This is a genomic window from Mycobacterium sp. E136, assembly GCF_001666865.1.
Taxonomy (GTDB): Bacteria; Actinomycetota; Actinomycetes; order Mycobacteriales; family Mycobacteriaceae; genus Mycobacterium.
In genome coordinates this window covers 26880-43224 of the sequence record NZ_LZJE01000340.1, presented here as the reverse complement: position 1 = coordinate 43224, position 16345 = coordinate 26880, and the positions used below count along the sequence as shown (strand labels likewise).

The 16345-nt window shown below is 69.3% G+C and carries 17 protein-coding genes and 1 pseudogene; 10 read left to right on the top strand and 8 right to left on the bottom strand.

Annotation, left to right across the window (positions count from 1 at the left end; all coding sequences use genetic code 11):
- Positions 1-5 precede the first annotated feature (5 nt).
- Positions 6-890, bottom strand: coding sequence for a sterol desaturase family protein (locus A5698_RS22735; RefSeq protein ID WP_068301518.1), 885 nt, complete (start codon positions 888-890; stop codon positions 6-8).
- 69 nt (positions 891-959) lie between these two features.
- Entirely contained in the window at positions 960-2513 is a 1554-nt protein-coding gene (locus tag A5698_RS22730; protein ID WP_068301446.1) for a carboxylesterase/lipase family protein, read from the bottom strand.
- Between the two features lie 137 nt (positions 2514-2650).
- Between A5698_RS22730 and A5698_RS22725 the strand changes: the two genes are divergently transcribed.
- The gene (locus A5698_RS22725) at positions 2651-2986 is read left to right on the top strand and encodes a DMT family transporter (protein ID WP_068301442.1); all 336 of its coding nucleotides are present in this window, start codon (positions 2651-2653) and stop codon (positions 2984-2986) included.
- Complete coding sequence (locus A5698_RS22720) at positions 2986-3309, top strand: DMT family transporter (RefSeq protein ID WP_067082932.1); 324 nt, start codon at positions 2986-2988, stop codon at positions 3307-3309. Before A5698_RS22725 ends, A5698_RS22720 begins: the two co-directional genes overlap by 1 nt.
- On the opposite strand, the gene A5698_RS22715 is transcribed toward A5698_RS22720, so the two are convergent.
- A complete protein-coding gene (locus A5698_RS22715) occupies positions 3278-4477 on the bottom strand; it encodes an MFS transporter (protein ID WP_068301439.1) in 1200 nt (399 codons plus the stop codon). The two genes, A5698_RS22720 and A5698_RS22715, sit on opposite strands and share 32 nt — an antisense overlap.
- Before the next feature lie 107 nt (positions 4478-4584).
- Here A5698_RS22715 and malQ point away from each other — a divergent pair, with 107 nt between their 5' ends.
- Both malQ and A5698_RS22705 read left to right on the top strand, forming a co-directional pair.
- On the top strand, positions 4585-6714 hold the full coding sequence (gene malQ / locus A5698_RS22710; RefSeq protein ID WP_068301435.1) for a 4-alpha-glucanotransferase: 2130 nt from the start codon (positions 4585-4587) through the stop codon (positions 6712-6714).
- 77 nt (positions 6715-6791) lie between these two features.
- A complete protein-coding gene (locus tag A5698_RS22705) occupies positions 6792-7202 on the top strand; it encodes a hypothetical protein (RefSeq protein WP_067082921.1) in 411 nt (136 codons plus the stop codon).
- A 4-nt stretch (positions 7203-7206) separates the two neighbouring features.
- Here A5698_RS22705 and A5698_RS22700 read toward each other — a convergent pair whose 3' ends face one another.
- Both A5698_RS22700 and A5698_RS22695 read right to left on the bottom strand, forming a co-directional pair.
- Positions 7207-7641, bottom strand: a complete 435-nt coding sequence (locus tag A5698_RS22700) for an SRPBCC family protein (protein ID WP_067082918.1) — start codon at positions 7639-7641, stop codon at positions 7207-7209.
- A 3-nt stretch (positions 7642-7644) separates the two neighbouring features.
- Entirely contained in the window at positions 7645-8490 is an 846-nt protein-coding gene (locus tag A5698_RS22695) for a lysophospholipid acyltransferase family protein (RefSeq protein ID WP_068301432.1), read from the bottom strand.
- A gap of 120 nt (positions 8491-8610) precedes the next feature.
- On the opposite strand from A5698_RS22695, the gene A5698_RS22690 reads away from it, so the two are divergent.
- From A5698_RS22690 to A5698_RS28200, 5 genes and pseudogenes are all read left to right on the top strand, one after another.
- Positions 8611-9555 (top strand): metal-dependent hydrolase, encoded by a 945-nt coding sequence (locus A5698_RS22690; RefSeq protein WP_068301429.1) that lies wholly within the window; start codon positions 8611-8613, stop codon positions 9553-9555.
- The gene (locus A5698_RS22685; RefSeq protein WP_068301426.1) at positions 9555-10658 is read left to right on the top strand and encodes a PDR/VanB family oxidoreductase; all 1104 of its coding nucleotides are present in this window, start codon (positions 9555-9557) and stop codon (positions 10656-10658) included. Before A5698_RS22690 ends, A5698_RS22685 begins: the two co-directional genes overlap by 1 nt.
- 20 nt (positions 10659-10678) lie before the next feature.
- Complete coding sequence (locus A5698_RS22680; protein ID WP_068301423.1) at positions 10679-12124, top strand: serine/threonine-protein kinase; 1446 nt, start codon at positions 10679-10681, stop codon at positions 12122-12124.
- The gene (locus tag A5698_RS22675; protein WP_068301419.1) at positions 12121-12996 is read left to right on the top strand and encodes an LLM class F420-dependent oxidoreductase; all 876 of its coding nucleotides are present in this window, start codon (positions 12121-12123) and stop codon (positions 12994-12996) included. Before A5698_RS22680 ends, A5698_RS22675 begins: the two co-directional genes overlap by 4 nt.
- Positions 12966-13337: pseudogene (locus A5698_RS28200) on the top strand (nuclear transport factor 2 family protein); the annotation flags it as partial. The gene A5698_RS22675 and the pseudogene A5698_RS28200, both read left to right, overlap by 31 nt.
- Positions 13338-13407: 70 nt before the next feature.
- Here A5698_RS28200 and A5698_RS22665 read toward each other — a convergent pair.
- Genes A5698_RS22665 through A5698_RS22655 form a run of 3 tightly spaced genes read right to left on the bottom strand, consistent with a single transcriptional unit; the run spans position 13408 to position 15484 of the window.
- Positions 13408-13899, bottom strand: a complete 492-nt coding sequence (locus A5698_RS22665) for an NUDIX hydrolase (RefSeq protein ID WP_068301413.1) — start codon at positions 13897-13899, stop codon at positions 13408-13410.
- 49 nt (positions 13900-13948) lie between these two features.
- Positions 13949-14140: a hypothetical protein gene (locus A5698_RS22660; protein WP_067084514.1), complete on the bottom strand. Its 192-nt coding sequence runs from the start codon at positions 14138-14140 to the stop codon at positions 13949-13951.
- Positions 14141-14173: 33 nt separating this feature from the next.
- Positions 14174-15484, bottom strand: a complete 1311-nt coding sequence (locus A5698_RS22655) for an NAD(P)/FAD-dependent oxidoreductase (protein WP_068301410.1) — start codon at positions 15482-15484, stop codon at positions 14174-14176.
- 44 nt (positions 15485-15528) lie between these two features.
- On the opposite strand from A5698_RS22655, the gene A5698_RS22650 reads away from it, so the two are divergent.
- Positions 15529-16341 (top strand): hypothetical protein, encoded by an 813-nt coding sequence (locus A5698_RS22650; protein WP_068301407.1) that lies wholly within the window; start codon positions 15529-15531, stop codon positions 16339-16341.
- Positions 16342-16345 lie beyond the last annotated feature (4 nt).

Below are 16345 nucleotides of genomic sequence, written 5' to 3'. Positions count from 1 at the left end.
CCGAGTCAGGCGCTAATCGCCTCCGATTTTGTCACTGCGTCGCGGGCCTGCGCCGGTACCCAGCCGGGCGGGCCGAACATGTAGCCCAGCTTGTCGCGCCATCGCGGCGCCCGGCGGACATCGCGGACGATCGCGACATACTCGTGGGTCTGCAGCGTCCAGATGTTGTAGGTGTCGACCTGTTTGGTCAACCCGTAGTGCGGGCGCACGGTCTCGGCCTGGAAGCTGCCGAAGAGGCGATCCCAGACGATGAAGATGCCGCCGTAGTTCTTGTCGAGGTACTCCTGGTCCATACCATGGTGCACCCGGTGGTGCGACGGCGTGTTGAAGACGAATTCGATTGGGCGCCAAAGCTTGTCGATGCGCTCGGTGTGGATCCAGAACTGATAGATCAGGTTGATCGAGAAGCTGGCGAACACCATCCACGGCGGCACGCCGAACAGCGGCAGCAGCGCCCGCAGGAACACGTCTCCGCTGATGTTCCACTTCTGGCGCAGGGCGGTCGCGAGGTTGAAGTACTGGCTGGAGTGGTGTGCCTGATGGGTGGCCCAGATGAGCCGAACCCGGTGCGCCATGCGGTGATAGACGTAATAGAGCAGGTCCACCCCGACGATCGCGATGACCCACGTGTACCAGGCGCCGGCGGGCAGCTGCCACGGTGCGACGTAGGCGAACAACGCCGCATATCCCAGCAGCGCAATGAAGTTCAGCACCCCGCTCGTGCCGATCGAGACCACACCCATCCAGATGCTGGCCCAAGCATCGGGTCGGTGATACGCCCCGACCGGTGCGCGCTCGGCCTCCTCGTGTGCCAGCTTGCGGGCGGCCGCCCATTCGATGATCAGCAGCAGCAGAAAAAACGGCACCGCGAACATCACGGGGTCGTGCATCAACGGTGGCAATACGTGCGCGAAGGCGCCACTCACATCCACGTCACACCTCCGGCCAAAGCATACGACTCACCGGAAGCTCAGCACCTGATCGCCCCAGGCGGTGCGCAGATCGCGATCGAGGTCGTCGACCACCCGGTCCTGGGCGTCGATGAGCAGGGTGGCGCGGTCAGATGCGCGATAGGGCCGCCACACCGGGTCGCCCGCCGATCCCGACGGTGTCCCGTCGACGGCGAAGCTCAACCAGCGCCGCCGGATCCGCGCCGACACCGTCTTACCGGCCTTCAGACCGCCCAGCTTGAAGGTCGGGTCCTTCGGGCCGGCGACGAGATTGCCCCAGACATAGGGCAGTTCGGTGGCGTGGGCGGCGCCCAGGCGCAGCAGCCGCAGCATCGGGGTGGCGAAGTCGAACCGGTACAGATAGACGGGCGCGACCTCGCGGTGGCCCTCGGCGAACCAGACCGACGGCATGCGGAACCCGATGTCGCGCGCGACGCCCAGTCCGATGGTCTTGCCCCGCCCGCGGTAGGCGGCGCGGATCTGCTGTTCGTCGGGGAGCCGCAGGTCGGGTTGTTCGGCCGCGATCTCGGCGAACATCGCTCGAATGGCCGCCGGGGTGATCGGCATCAGCGGCGATTTCATCCAGCGGAACAGCGCGGCTTCGTGCTTGTTGGTGCCGATGATCAGCGGTACCGGATGCGTACCGCCGTCGCGGGCGAGCTGGACCGGATGCGCGGGCACGATGTCGCCGTCGATGATCGGCGCGAACGCCAGCGTGCCGGGGGTGCTCGCCGGGATGTGGTCGAACACCTTCTTCGACGCGGTCATCAGCGCAGGGGTGGGCACCGAGGTCAGCCGGTCGGCCTCGCCGGGGCCGACGCCGAGTTCTTCGAGCAGAAGGGCGGCCACGCGCTGCGAGCGCTCGCGGTCGTAGACCGAAGTCGCCGGCGAACTCTGCGCGATCGCCGCGCCGAACAGCCCCTTGGCGGCCGGGCTGGCCAACAGCGTGGTGATGATCCCCCCGCCCGCCGATTCACCGAAGATGGTCACGCGGTCCGGATCTCCCCCGAAACCGGCGATGTTGTCGCGCACCCACTGCAGCGCGAACAACACGTCCCGCAGGCCGAGGTTGGTGGCGAAGCCGTCGCCCATCGCCGACAGGTCCAGGAAGCCCAGCGCACCCAAGCGGTAGTTCACCGCGACGATCACGGCGTCGCCGTCGGCGGCGAGCGCACGACCGTGGTACAGCGTCTGCGCCGACGAGCCGAGGACATAGGCGCCGCCGTGCACCCACACCATCACCGGTTTGCCCGCACCCGGTTCGGTGTCCGACGACGCCCAAACGTTGAGGCTCAGGCAGTCGTCGCCCTGCGGGGCGCCGAGGTCGATCGGGATCCGGGGATCGGTCGGCTGCGGGCAGACGGGGCCGACCCGGGTGGCGTCGGCCGGTTCTGACCAGCGTTGCGGCGGTTGCGGCGGTCGCCACCGCAGCTCACCCGCGGGCGCAGCGGCGAACCGGACTCCCTTCCACACCTTCACGTTGCCGTCGTCGGTCCCGCGGACCGGTCCGTACGCGGTGTCGACGACGAGCGCGTCGTCGGTGCGACGCGCCTCGGCGGTCACGCGGCCTCGACCTCGTAGGACATGGGACTCCTCAGTTCGATGAACACAGCGAATTCAGGCTACGCGGGGCGTCGACCAGCCCATCCGATCGCCGTGTCCGCAGAGCCGCGGCCACCGAGGTCGGCTAGCTTGATCGCGTGCAGAGGTGGGCGTTGCTGGCCGGAGCGATCGTCGTCGAGGTCGCCGCCACGTTGTCGTTGCGGGCGTCCCAGGACCACTCGGCGTGGCTTCTGGTCGTCATCGCGGGCTATATCGCGGCGTTCACGTTCCTGACCCTGGTGCTGCGGGCCGGGATGCCCGTCGGGGCGGCGTACGGGATTTGGGGCGCGGTCGGCACCGCGGGGACGGCAGTGCTGGCGGCAATTCTGTTCAACGACCCGTTCACCTGGCCGATCGTCGCGGGCATCGGCCTGATCATCGCCGGTGTGCTGCTGATCGAGTTCGGGTCGCACCGGGCGGTCGAACCGCGGTGATGTACTGGGCGCTGGCGGGCGCGATCGTGCTCGAAGTCGTCGCGACCTTGTCGCTGCGCGCCTCGGAGGGGTTCCGCAAGAAGGCGTGGATCGCGCCGGTCGCCATCGGCTATCTGGCGTCGTTCTATCTCTTGTGGCTGACCCTGGCGCTCGGCATGCCGGTCGGCATCGCCTACGGCGTGTGGACGGCGTGCGGCGTCGCGCTGGTCGCGGTTATCGCCCGATTCGTGTTCACCGAACCACTGACCTGGCTGATGGCTTTGGGCATCGCGCTGGTCATCGGCGGCGTGCTCACGATCGAACTGGCCGCCGTCGCGCACTGAGCACGCCCGACAACGCGACGACCAGGACCCCGGCGATCGGCACGGTCAGCAACCCGATGCGCAGGCTCGTCGCGTCCGCGATCACCCCGACGAGCACCGGGGCGCCGAAGAACCCGATGCGCATCAGCCAGGTCAGGATCGTCAGCCCACTACCCGGTCGAAGACCCGGCAGCTGGTCGGCGGCGTGCATGGCCGACGGCACCAGCGTCGCCACGCCGAACCCCGCGAACGCGAAACCCGCGATCGTGCCGGGCACCGACGGGAACGCCAGCGCGAAACCCATGCCGACCGCGGTGATCACGCCACCCGACCGGACCACGGCGCGGGTGCCGAACCGGTCGACCAGCCGGTCCCCGAGAAGCCGCCCGATGAACATGAAGGTGACCGCGGCGATGTAGCCGGTCACCGCGATCGGACCGGGCGCACCCAGCGCGTCCCGCAGATACACCGCGGCCCAGGAGCTGCCCGAGTCCTCGACCGTCGCACCGGCCACCGCAATCAGCACCAGAGCCAGCAGCACGGCGTACACCGCCAGGCCGGCGTCACCGCCACCGCCGGTGCGTGCCGCCGGGTCGGTGTCGTGATCGGCGCCCGGCAGCAGATAGCGGTAGGCAACGAGCACGACCGCGCTGCACAGTATCGCCGAGAAGCCGAGGTGCACCCCGCGCGAGATGCCCAGCGCGATCGCCGTCGCCCCCATCAGGCCGCCGATGATCGCGCCGGCGGCCCACACGGCATGCAGCGAGTTGATGATCGAACGACCGTAGATGCGTTGGACCCGCAGCCCGTGCGCGTTCTGCGCGACGTCGGTCACCGAATCGCTGGCGCCGGCCGCGAACAGCCCGGCGGCGAACAACACCGCAGAAGGGGCCACGCCAGCGAGCACGACGAACACCCCGATCCCGATGGTGCCGAGAACGGCGACCCGCGACGAGCGGTAGCGGCGGATCAGCGCCGCCGCGGTCAGTCCGGCCGCCAGGGCGCCCGCGGAGAACGCGGCGACGGCGGCGCCGTACGCCGAATTCGACAGCCCGAGATCGCTCTTGATCTCGGGGTACCGCGGCAGCAGGTTGGCGAAGACGGCACCGTTGGTCAAGAACAGCGCTGCCACCGCGATCCGCGCGCGCCGGCTCTGCACGTCGGCCGTCTCCTGTCGGTCGGCCGTCATATCGGCCGACCCTACATGCGCTCGAGTGCGGTGTTGAGTTCACTCAGATCGGGTATCAGCGAGCCTGTGACGAGACGTGCCGACGGCTTCCGGGCAAGATTGGCGACATGACAGAGCCCGCCGCGTCGCTAGTGGAGTTGGCGCGACGCTACGGTGTCGCAACCGATTACGAGGACTGGGCGGGCCGGCGCATCGCCGTGGCCCCCTCGACGCTGATCTCGGTGCTGGCCGCGCTGGGAGTTTCCGCCGCCACCGAGGACGATCGCGCCGCCGCGCTGGCCGCGCACGACCGCGAGTACTGGGAGCGCCGCCTTCCGCCGACGATCATCGGGCGCGCCGGCGCCACCTCGACGTTCTGGGTGCATGTCACCCACGGCAACCCGGTCTCGCTGCGGATCCACCTCGAGGACGGGTCCGTGCGCACAGACCTGCGGCAGCTCGAAAACAACAGGGCACCATATGATTTGGATGGCAGACTAATCGGTGAGGCGACCTTCCAGATGCCCGCCAACCTTCCGATCGGATACCACCGCCTCGAGCTGCACGCCGACGATCGAGCGTTCACCACCGCGCTCATCGTCTCCCCCGCCACGCTGGTCCCGCCGTCGGGCAGGCAGTGGGGGCTGGCCACGCAGCTCTACAGCGTGCGTTCCGAAAGATCCTGGGGCATCGGCGATCTGACGGACCTGACCGACCTCGCGGTGTGGTCGGCCGCGACCCACGACGCGGGATTCATCCTCGTCAACCCGCTACATGCGGCCGCCCCGGTCGCACCGATGGAGCCGTCGCCCTATCTTCCGACATCCCGCCGCTTCGTCAATCCGATCTATTTGCGGGTCGAGGCGATCCCCGAATACGCCTACGTCCGGCGCCGCAACCGAATACGCAAGTTGCGCGAAGGTGTGCAGTCTCGCGCCGACCGCGCCGATCAGGTGGACCGCGACGCGGCGTGGAAGGTGAAGCGCTCGGCGCTGGAGGCGGTCTACGAGGTACCGCGTTCCGCGGGGCGCGACCTGGCTTATGCCGCCTACCGGGCGCGCGAGGGTGCGAGCCTCGACGACTTCGCCATCTGGTGTGCGCTGGCCGAACGCCACGGCGCCGACTGGCATCAGTGGCCGCGCGAACTACAACACCCGGCCAACCCCGCCGTCGCGGCCTTCGCCGCCGAGCACGCCGACGCCGTCGACTTCCACCGCTGGCTGCAGTGGCAGCTCGACGACCAGCTGACCGCGGCGCAGGCCACCGCGCTGCAGACGGGTATGGGCCTGGGCATCATGCACGACCTCGCGGTCGGCGTGGACCCGAACGGCGCCGACTCGTGGGCGCTGCAGGACGTGCTCGCGCTCGGGGTCACCGCGGGCGCGCCGCCCGACGAGTTCAACCAGCTCGGCCAGGACTGGTCGCAACCGCCGTGGCGCCCCGACCAGCTCGAGAGGCTCGCCTACGAACCGTTCCGCGCGCTGGTCAACGCCGTCCTTCGGCATGCGGGCGGGGTTCGCATCGACCACATCATCGGGCTGTTCCGGCTGTGGTGGATCCCGAACGGGTCCCGACCCACCGAAGGCACCTACGTGCGCTACGACCACGAGGCGATGATCGGCATCGTCGCGCTCGAGGCTCACCGCGCGGGCGCCGTCGTCGTCGGCGAGGACCTCGGCACCGTCGAACCGTGGGTGCGCGACTACCTGCACGAGCGCGGATTGTTCGGGACGTCGATCCTGTGGTTCGAAGCCGACCGCGACGGGGACGGCGGGCCGCTGCCCGCCGAGCGCTGGCGCGAGTACTGCCTGTCGGCCGTCACCACCCATGACCTGCCCCCCACCGCCGGCTACCTGGCCGGCGAACACGTCCGCCTACGCGACCAGCTCGGGCTGCTGACGCGCCCCGCGGCCGATGAGCTGGCCGACGACCGTGAGCAACAGAAGCGTTGGCTCGACGAACTGCGCCGTGCCGGCCTGCTGGGCGACGCCGGAGATTCCGACAGCGCCGAGATCGTCGAGGCGCTGCACCGCTACCTCGGTCGCACACCGTCGCGGCTGCTGTCGCTGTCCCTGGCCGACGCGGTCGGCGATCTGCGCACCCAGAACCAGCCGGGCACCACCGACGAGTATCCGAACTGGCGGGTGCCGCTGGCCGGCCCCGGCGGTAAGGAACTGCTGCTCGAAGACGTCTTCGCCGATGTCACGGCGCAGCGGCTCGGCGAGGTCATGCGCGACGCGGTGCGCCCGCAGGTGTAACGCCGGCGGCTTCTGCTCCGGTTTCACATTCGTCACGCCTGCGATATGTTCGCACCGCAGCGACCTGAGGAGATCACGTGAACAAGCTTGTTGTGCTGAGCGGCGGGCTCGCAGCCGTCGGTTCGGCGGCGCTGGTCGGCGCCGGGATCGCGATGTCGCAACCCAGCCTCAACGTGGTCGGCGAGCCGTACAACCGGGCGCTGCAGATCCTCAAGACCCAGGGCATCAAGGCCTACTTCGGCGGTTCGGTGGGCAGCGTGCTGCCTCAGGCCGAGTGCCTGGTCGACCAGCAGAAGATCACCTCGGGCGGGCGGATGCTGCTGATGCTGGACTGCAGCCAGAAGGCGGCGGACCTGATCGCGGAGCAGGCGCCCTCGGGCGGTCCGACGGTCGGCCGCAACGGCATCACCACCGTGACGCCCACCCCCGTGGTTCCGATTCAGGGCGCACCCGGCGCGGGCACCCCGCCACCGGCCCCGGTCGGCTGACCTACTAGCCCTCAACCATCTGACGCAGGTTGGTCAGCGTTCGGCTCATCGTGCGGCCGACCTGGCGCGCGGCCACCCGATCGGCGATGAGCCCAAGCAGGTTGCCCGCGGACTCGTAGGACAACCGGAACGTCACCTTGGTGCGCCCGTCGCCGGTGTCGCGCAGCCGGAAGCGGCCGCGTTGGGAGACCCCGGTGAGTCCGATCCACGACACCTCGCGCGGCGCGTCGAACTCGACGACCTCGACGGTTCCGCCGATCGGCACCGAACCCACCTTCCAGTGCACCGTGTACCGGGATCCGAGACCGGCGGGGTCATCGCTGCGCGTCTCCCAGCGTTCGAGGCTGGCCATGAACTCCGGATAGCACCCGGGGTCGCTGACCACCTTCCACACCTGGTCGCGGTCGGCGTCGATCACGCACTGGCGTTGCACTCTCATGGTTCAGCCCAATACCGGGAAGCGTCGTTCGGCGGCCAACCTGTCGACCCCGGCCTGCAGGCTGGTCAGCACCTTGTCGTTGATGACGTCGTCGTCGCTGGCCGCGATGTCCTCGGCGTCGATAGGGTCCTGCACCTCGATGGAGATCTTCGTCGGCAGCGGCAGCCGGGGGATGAAGTCGCTGACGGTCAGCCCCCACGGCGGGGCGAACAGGATGGGCACGCTCTTCAGGCGGGCCAACCGGTCCACCATCAGCAGCCGCGCCAACCACTGACCCCGGTCGAGGAAGAGCGCGGCCTCCTGACCGCCGACGCTGGCCACGGGCACGATCGGCACACCCGCCTCGCGCGCGAGCTTCACGTAGCCCTTGCGGCCGCCGAAGTCGACCTCGTGGCGCTCCCACGAGGGCCGGAACACCTCGTAGTCGCCGCCCGGATACACCAGGAGCGCGCCTCCGGATTCCAGGGCCAGCTTCGCGTTGTCGTGGTTGGCGGCGACGGTGCCGAACTTGCGCAGCGAACCCAGGCCCGGCATCGAGACCACGAGGTTGTGCGCCAGTTGATAGAACGGCCGCTCGACGCCGAAATACGAGCTGAAGGCCAGCGTGAACACGAATGTGTCGGGCGGCAGGTTCCCGCCGCTGTGGTTGCCCACCAACAGCACCGGGCCGTCGGCGGGGATGCGGTCCAGGCCGCGCACCTCCGCGCGGAAGTACAACGACGCCAGCAGCCACAGTCCGGGCAGTTGCTCACGGATGTAGTCGGGGTCGCGCTGGTCCAGGTCGGCCTTGGGTACCCGGGCGGACACCTGCTGTTTGGCCCACCCGAGAACGTCGTCGATCCCCACCATGGACACAGATATAGACATCGCCCGCGAACCTGAAACCTGTTGGAGCACCGCCGCACGTAGACTGTGCTCCACGAAGGAGGAGCCGAGATGCCACAATCGCCGGCCCGTTCCACGGCTCGAATGCCGGCCCAGCCAACGGCTCATTCGCCGGTTCCGCCGGCGGGCCCCTTACGTCCGCGCCGCTTCGCACATGAGGTGGACCCGGGCCCCGTCCAAATCCAGGCCCGCAAGGTGCATTTCGACCTGACCGGCGTCCCGCTGGAGTGGATCCCCGGCCACCCGGTGGCCTCCACCATGATCAACCTGTTCAACGTGGTGCTGCCCGCCGCCGAGCACTGGTTCGTCCGCACCTACAACGAGGCGCTGCCGCTGGTGCGCGATCCCCAGCTGGCCGACGACATCCGCGGCTTCATCGGCCAGGAGGCCACCCACGCCGCGGCCCACGACGACGTCATCGAGAATTTCCTGATCGGCAACGGGGTCGACCCGAAGCCGATGCTCGACCTCGTCGGCTACATGTTCGAAAAGGTACTGGCGCCAAAGCATTTCGACGATCCCCAGCGGCGCCTGAGCAACCTGTGTGAACGGCTGTGGCTGATCGCGGCCATCGAGCACTACACCGCGGTGCTCGGCGATTTCGCGCTGAACTCGACCTGGGACGACCACGGCGCGCACCCCACCCTGGTCGACCTGTTCCGCTGGCACGGCAGCGAGGAAGTCGAGCATCGCTGCGTCGCCCACGACGTCGCGGTCTACTTCCACGACAGCTACCCGGACCGGATCCGGGCGATGACGGTCGCCGCGACGGCGATCTTCACGTTCTTCCAGCGCGGCACCTGGTATCTGCTCAAGACCGACCCGAACAGCGACATCGGATGGCTGCAGATGCAGCGCCTGCGGATGCAGGACTCCGAACTCGGCTTGCTGCCGAAGTTCCGGACCCTGTTCGGGGCGAACACCCTGTCCTACTTCCGGCCCGGCTACTCGCCCGAGGACATGGGGTCGACCGCACAGGCCGTGGCCTACCTGGCCACCTCACCCGCCGCGCGCGCCGCACACCGGTGATGGGACTGCGGGAGCGCTACCGGCAACTGCCCGCCCATCCGCTGCGGCCGGGGCGGCGCTACATGCTGATCGGCGTCGCGGACGCCGTCATCAACGGGATGGAGGCGCTGGCCGGCGCCGTGCGCCGCGTCGCGCCTCCCCGCGAGCTCGACCGCACCCACCTCCTGCGAGTCGCCGACCGGCAGGTGGTGGCGCGCGACGAGAACGTGGTGGCGTTGACGCTGGCCTCCGCCGACGGCCGACCGCTGCCCCGATGGCATCCGGGCTCGCACATCGACATCACGCTGCCCAGCGGGCTGGTGCGGCAGTATTCGCTGTGCGGTGATCCGGCCGAAGCCGACCGCTATCGCATCGCGGTGCGGCGCATCCCCGACGGTGGCGGCGGCTCGATCGAGGTGCACGAGGCACTGAGCGTGGGCGCGACCGTCACGACGCACGGACCCCGCAACGCCTTCCCGGTGACCGTGCCCGGCCACGGTTCGCCCACCCGGCGGCTGCGGTTCATCGCCGGCGGCATCGGCATCACCCCGGTTCTGCCGATGCTGCGCCTCTCGCAGGGTCTCGGCGTGGAGTGGTCGATGGTCTACACCGGGCGCAGCCGCGACAGCCTCCCGTTCGTCGACGAGGTCGCTCGCTTCGGCTCTCGCGTCCAGATCCGCACCGATGACGCCGACGGGCTGCCGAGCGCCGACGACCTGCTCGGCGACTGCCCCGCCGGGACCGCGGTCTACGCCTGCGGGCCGGCGCCGATGCTGACCGCCGTCCGTGAGCGCCTGGTCGGCCGCGACAACGTCGAGCTGCACTTCGAACGGTTCGCCGCCCCGCCCGTCGAGGACGGCGCGAGCTTCTCGGTCACGGTGGCATCGACGGGCCAGGCCGTCGACGTGGCCGCCGACGAGACGCTGCTCGGGGCGCTGCGCCGATCGGGTGTGCAGGCCGCGTACTCGTGTCAGCAGGGCTTCTGCGGTACCTGCCGCACCCGGGTGGTGGACGGCCCCGTCGACCACCGCGACACGCTGCTCACCGACACCGAACGCGCGGACGGGTTGATGCTGATCTGCATCTCACGCGCCGAAGGTTCCCATCTCACACTCGATATGTAGTTGTCTCGTACTATTCGGCCATGCCGTTGGCCGAGGGGGCGACGTTCGCCGGGTACACCATCGTGCGACTTCTCGGCTCCGGCGGTATGGGCGAGGTCTACCTCGCGCAACACCCGCGCCTCCCCCGCCGCGACGCGCTCAAGGTGCTGCCCGCGTCGGTGTCGGCGGACGACGAGTACCGCATGCGATTCCAGCGCGAGGCCGATAACGCGGCCACGCTGTGGCATCCGCACATCGTCGGCATTCACGATCGCGGTGAGGCCGACGGCCAGATCTGGATCTCGATGGACTACGTCGACGGCACCGACGCGGCACAACTGCTCAAGGAGCGCTACCCCGACGGCATGCCCCCGCACGAGGTCGCCGCGATCGTCACCGCCATCGCCGATGCGCTCGACTACGCGCACCAGGGGGGCCTGCTGCACCGCGACGTCAAACCGGCCAACATCCTGCTCGCCCGACCCGAGTCCGGAGACCAACGAATCCTGTTGGCCGACTTCGGGATCGCGCGCTGGGCGGACGACGTCAGCGGGCTCACTGCGACCAACATGACCGTCGGCACCGTCTCGTACGCCGCCCCGGAACAGTTGATGGGCGAACAGCTCGACGGTCGGGCCGACCAATATGCGTTGGCCGCCACCGCATTTCACCTCCTCACCGGTGCGCCGCCGTTTCGCAACTCGAATCCGGCCGTGGTGATCAGCCAGCACCTCTCGGCGGCGCCGCCCGCAATCGGCTCGCACCGGCCTGACCTCGCGCATCTGGACCCGGTACTGGCCAAGGCGCTGTCGAAGAACCCGAAGGACCGGTTCGAGCGCTGCGCGGACTTCGCCAGAGCCCTGAGCCACCACCTCGGCGTCGCCGCGGCGGACCCCGACAGCACCCGGCTGGCCCTGGCCGCGGCCCGGCCTGCGAAATCGTGGCGGCGGCCACGCGTGCTGATCGGGCTGGCACTGCTGGTGCTGCTGATGATCGCGGTCGTGGTGGCCGCCTTCGACTTCGGCGAGGAACGCGCGGCCACACCAGCCACGGCGACGACCACGACGTCGTCACCGGCGCGACCCGCAGCTCCGCCCCCGCCACCCCCACCATCGACGACCACCGCCGCGACCGACACCCCGACCACAACCACCACCACCGAGGACGACGACACCACCACGTCGTCGACCCAGGCAGCCGACTCCGCCGCGGTGATCGGGGCCGACTGCTCCCCCGAGGGCGCCACCGCCCAGACCGCTGACGGCTCGACCGCCTACTGCTCGACGCTGCAGAGCACCGGCGCGACGATCTGGTCGCTGACCGAAGGCGACGTCCCGAGTCCGACCGTCACCACCGAGGCGACCGATCCACCGCTGCCGGTGGCCGAGGAGTCACCCGTTCGGGTGTGCATGGAGCAGACCGGGCAGACCCGCCGCGAATGTCGCAGGGACATCCGGGAAAGCAACGGCCTGCCCCCGCTGCCATGAGATTCGCCGTTGTCGCGCCGGTGGCAGCCGGCGTCACCGCAGACCCGGCCTTCATGGCCGCGTTCGCACAGCACCTGGAGGCGTGCGGCTTCGAGTCGCTGGTGGTGGTCGAGCACACCGTGCTGATGACGCGATACACCAGCGTCTATCCGTACGACGCCTCGGGCCGCGTCGAACTGCCCGCCGACTGCGCCGTACCCGATCCACTCGACCTGCTCGCCTTCCTGGCCGGGCACACCCGGCGGCTCGGGCTCGCCACCGGCGTGCTCGTGCTGCCCAACCACCACCCCGTCGTGCTGGCCAAGCGGGTGGCGACCGTCGACGCGCTCTCGGGCGGACGGCTTCGGCTCTGCGTGGGTGCGGGTTGGCTCAAAGAGGAAGTGGAGGCGTGCGGTGCGGACTTCGGCAGCCGCGGCAGGCGCGTCGATGAGCAGCTGGCCGTCCTGCGGCTGCTCTGGCAGCACCGTCCCGACGGGGCCGACTTCCACGGCGAGTTCTTCGACTTCGACAATGCGATGTGTTATCCGAAACCCCTGGCGCACATACCTATTCACATCGGCGGACACAGCCGGGCGGCGGCAAGGCGGGCGGGCAGGCTCGGCGACGGCTTCCAGCCGCTCGGCGTCGGCGGGGCCCAACTGGCCGAACTGGTCGCCGTGATGCGCGAGGAGGCCGAGCGGTGTGGGCGCGATCCCGAGGCGCTGGAACTCTCGCTCGGACATCTCGTCACCAAGATCGACGGCGACCGGGCGGCCAAGCTCGAGGCGCTCGGCGCCGACCGGCTGATCCTGGCCATGCCCCCGACGGCCGATCTCAATGAGGCCCGCGACGCGCTGTCGGCATGCGCGCAGCGGCTGGGGCTGGCGTCGTGATGCTGAGCACCGCCGACCGGCTGGCGTTGGCCGACCTCGTGCACGTCTACGCCGCCGCGGTCGACGACCGTCGGTTCGATGACGTCGCCGAGCTGTTCACCGAGAACGCCGAACTGCGGCTACCCGAGCCTCCACGATCGCTGGAGCCCGTGCGCAGCCACCACGGCCGCGAGGGTGTCCGTGCGGCGATGGCTTCGCTGGGCGCCGTGACCAGGACCGAACACGCGATCGTCGGCGAGGTCTACGCCGCCGCCGACGAACGTGACTATGCGCTCGGCCGAATCGCCTGCATCGCCCATCACTGGACGATCAGCGACGGTCAGGCCTCGGATCTCGTATGGCACCTGCGCTACGACGACGAATATCTGCGCACGCGGGCGGGTTGGCGGATCCACGGCCGCGCGCTGACGATCAATGCGATCGAGACTCGGCCAGTTCGTCGTCTGCGATTACCTCCATCAGACGGTCCACCAGGATCCGCTGACCCTTCAACAGCTTGGACCGAGCCTGTGCCGCGGAAAACCAACCGACCCGGTCGATTTCGGGAAACTCCTTGATCGTGCCGGAACCCTTCGGCCACTCCAGGGTGAACGTATTGGAGAACGTGCCGTCGAGGTCGAGGTCGCCGCGCACCGCGAACGCGGCGATGACCTTGCCGCTGGGCTGCTTGACGGGCGCGAACTCGATGCGAGGACCGCTCGGCGGCGCCTTGCCGAGCTCCTCTTCGAATTCGCGGCACGCGACGGTCCACGGGTCATCGCCCTCGTCGTACTCGCCCTTGGGGATCGACCACGCCCCGTCGTCCTTGTGCGCCCAGAACGGCCCGCCGGGGTGGCCGATGAGAACCTCGACCACCCCACCGGTCACCCGGTAGAGCAACAGCCCCGCGCTGAGCTTCGGCACTCCCCCATCCTCTCCATCCGCGGGCGGTCGCCCGCGGAACGAGAAAACGTCAGTACTTGCGGTCACCCTCGCTGCTGTCGAAGAAGTCCCAGTCCCCGTCGTCGTTCTTGACCTCCATGCGCCACCCGAGTTCGGGCTCGGCCTTCTGGTCGACGAACCAGGCGTGGGCGTCGTCGGCGCTCTCGATGTCCTTGGAGTCGACGACCTCGCCCTTGGGATTCAACACGCGATACGTAGCCATTTCGCTACAGTTCCCCGGATCACCGGGTTTGAATCAGTCCGGTTTCGGCATCGGGATGCCTTCGCTCGCCGAGAACTGGGCGTCCTCCTGCGACGACAGGCCGAAGGAGACCACCGACCGGTCAAAGGCCAGGTCGGTCAGGTACGCCAGGGCCACCGCCCAGCGGTTGACGAAGCGCGGGATCGCGTACACGTGGTAGGCGCGGGTCACGACCTTGGCGGGGAAGCCCGACAGCTGGATGTTGAGCGGGTTCGCCACGGCGTTGCGCGGGCCGAGATCGACCACCAACCCCATGTTGCGGTGCTTGTACCGCTTCGCCTTGCCGATGCCGAGGCTCGCTGCGACGTTGCGCGCCAACACCTTTCCCTGTCGGGTGGCGTGCTGTGCGGTCGGCGGGGTGATCTTGCCAGGCTGGGTGACGTCGGGCACCGCGGCGGCGTCGCCCGCGGCGAACACACCGGGATGCCCCGGGACCTCGAGCTCGGTGTTCACCTTCAGCCGGCCCCGCTCGGTCGGCAGCCCCAACTTCTCGATCAGCGGCGCACCCGTCACCCCGGCCACCCACGCCACGGTGTGGGTTCGAACCAGTGAATCATCGCTGAGCACAACGTGTTCGGGGTGCACCTCCTTGAGCGTGACCCCGAGCCGCACGTCGATGCCGCGGGACTTGAGCACACGCTGAGCGGCGGCACCCAGCTTCTCCCCGACCTCCGGCATCACCTGCTCGGCGAGGTCGAGAAGTAGGAATTTCACCTCGCGCGGGTCGAAGCCCATCTGCTTGGCGGCCGAATCGGCCAACGCCCGCAGCTGCACCGCCAGCTCGGTGCCCGAGTAGGACGCGCCGACCACCACGATCGTGCGCCGCGCCTGGCGCCGGCCGGGATCGTCGTCGACATCGGCCAGCTCGAGCTGCTCGAGAAGGTGGTCGCGCAGGTACAACGCCTCGGCCGTCGACTTGAGGCCGCGGGCGTGCTCGGCGAGGCCGGGCACATCGAACAACCGGGTGACCGAACCGGGAGTCAGCACCAACCGGTCCCACGGCAGCGCCCGCGAGCGTTCCTCGGGGTCGGTGTAGGTGACGGTGCGCTGCGCGAAGTCGACCTCGTCGACGCGGCCGCGGATCGCCTGCACTCCGCGCAGCGCGTTGGCCAGCGGAATCGCGACGAATCGGGCATCGACCAGACCGCCCGCGACGTCCGGCAGCAGCGGGGTGTAGAGCATGTAATCGACGGGCGAGATGATCGAGATCTCGACGTCGGAGCCTTGTCTGCGGAACTTTCGGGCCAATGTGCGAGCGCATTCGAATCCGGTGAACCCGCTGCCGACGATTACCACGGAGGTCATGGGCCCGACTGTACGGAACCGGCCCAGACGGGAATGCTGGAGGCATGTCGCGCCCGGATCCCCTGCGCCGATTCGATCCTTTCCGGCCCATCGACATGCTGACGGCGTTGTGGTCGTCGGCGGCGGTGACGCCGGTCAGCACCGGGGCGGCCGCGGCATACCGCACGCTGTTCATGACGGTCCGCCGCCTCGTGGTCGGCAGGCGGCTCAACGTCAGGCTGGACGAGGGCGACCTCCGGTTGACGGTCACCGAGTTCGACTCACGCCTCGACGTCCGGGGGTTGTCGGTCGGCCAACTCAACGACGTGCGGCTGGCGGCCCGCGACATCCGGTGGAACGGAGCACGGTTCGACCACGCGACCGCGGTGCTGCACAACGTCCACATCCGGCCCACCGTTCCGCCGGTATTGGTCGCCGCGCCGGTCGAGCTGACGCTCGAGGTGCCGGCGCCGGTGCTCGACGACGTGTTCCGCTGGGCGGCGCCCAGACTCTCGGGCGCGATCGGCGCCGACGGTGTCGCGCGCCTGAGGCTGGCGCGCCGTCCCGGTGCCGGCCACGTCGAGGTCGACGCCCGACTGGACGGGTCGACGCTCTGGCTCAAACCGCGCTGCCTCACCTTCGGTCGCACGCGCTGTCCGCTGCCGGCCCGCACCCCCGCCTATCCGGTCCGCCTGCCCGAACTACCGCACGGCGTGCGACTCACCGAAATCAGTTTCGCGCCAGGGGTCGTCAGGCTGTCGGCGTCGGTTGCGGAGTGGCGAATGGACCTTCCCCTCACACGGCTCGAGGACATCCTCGGCCAGTTGAGCGCCGTGGGCCGCCCGCTGCAATTGAATCGGTTGGGCCGCTTGCTCTGACGTT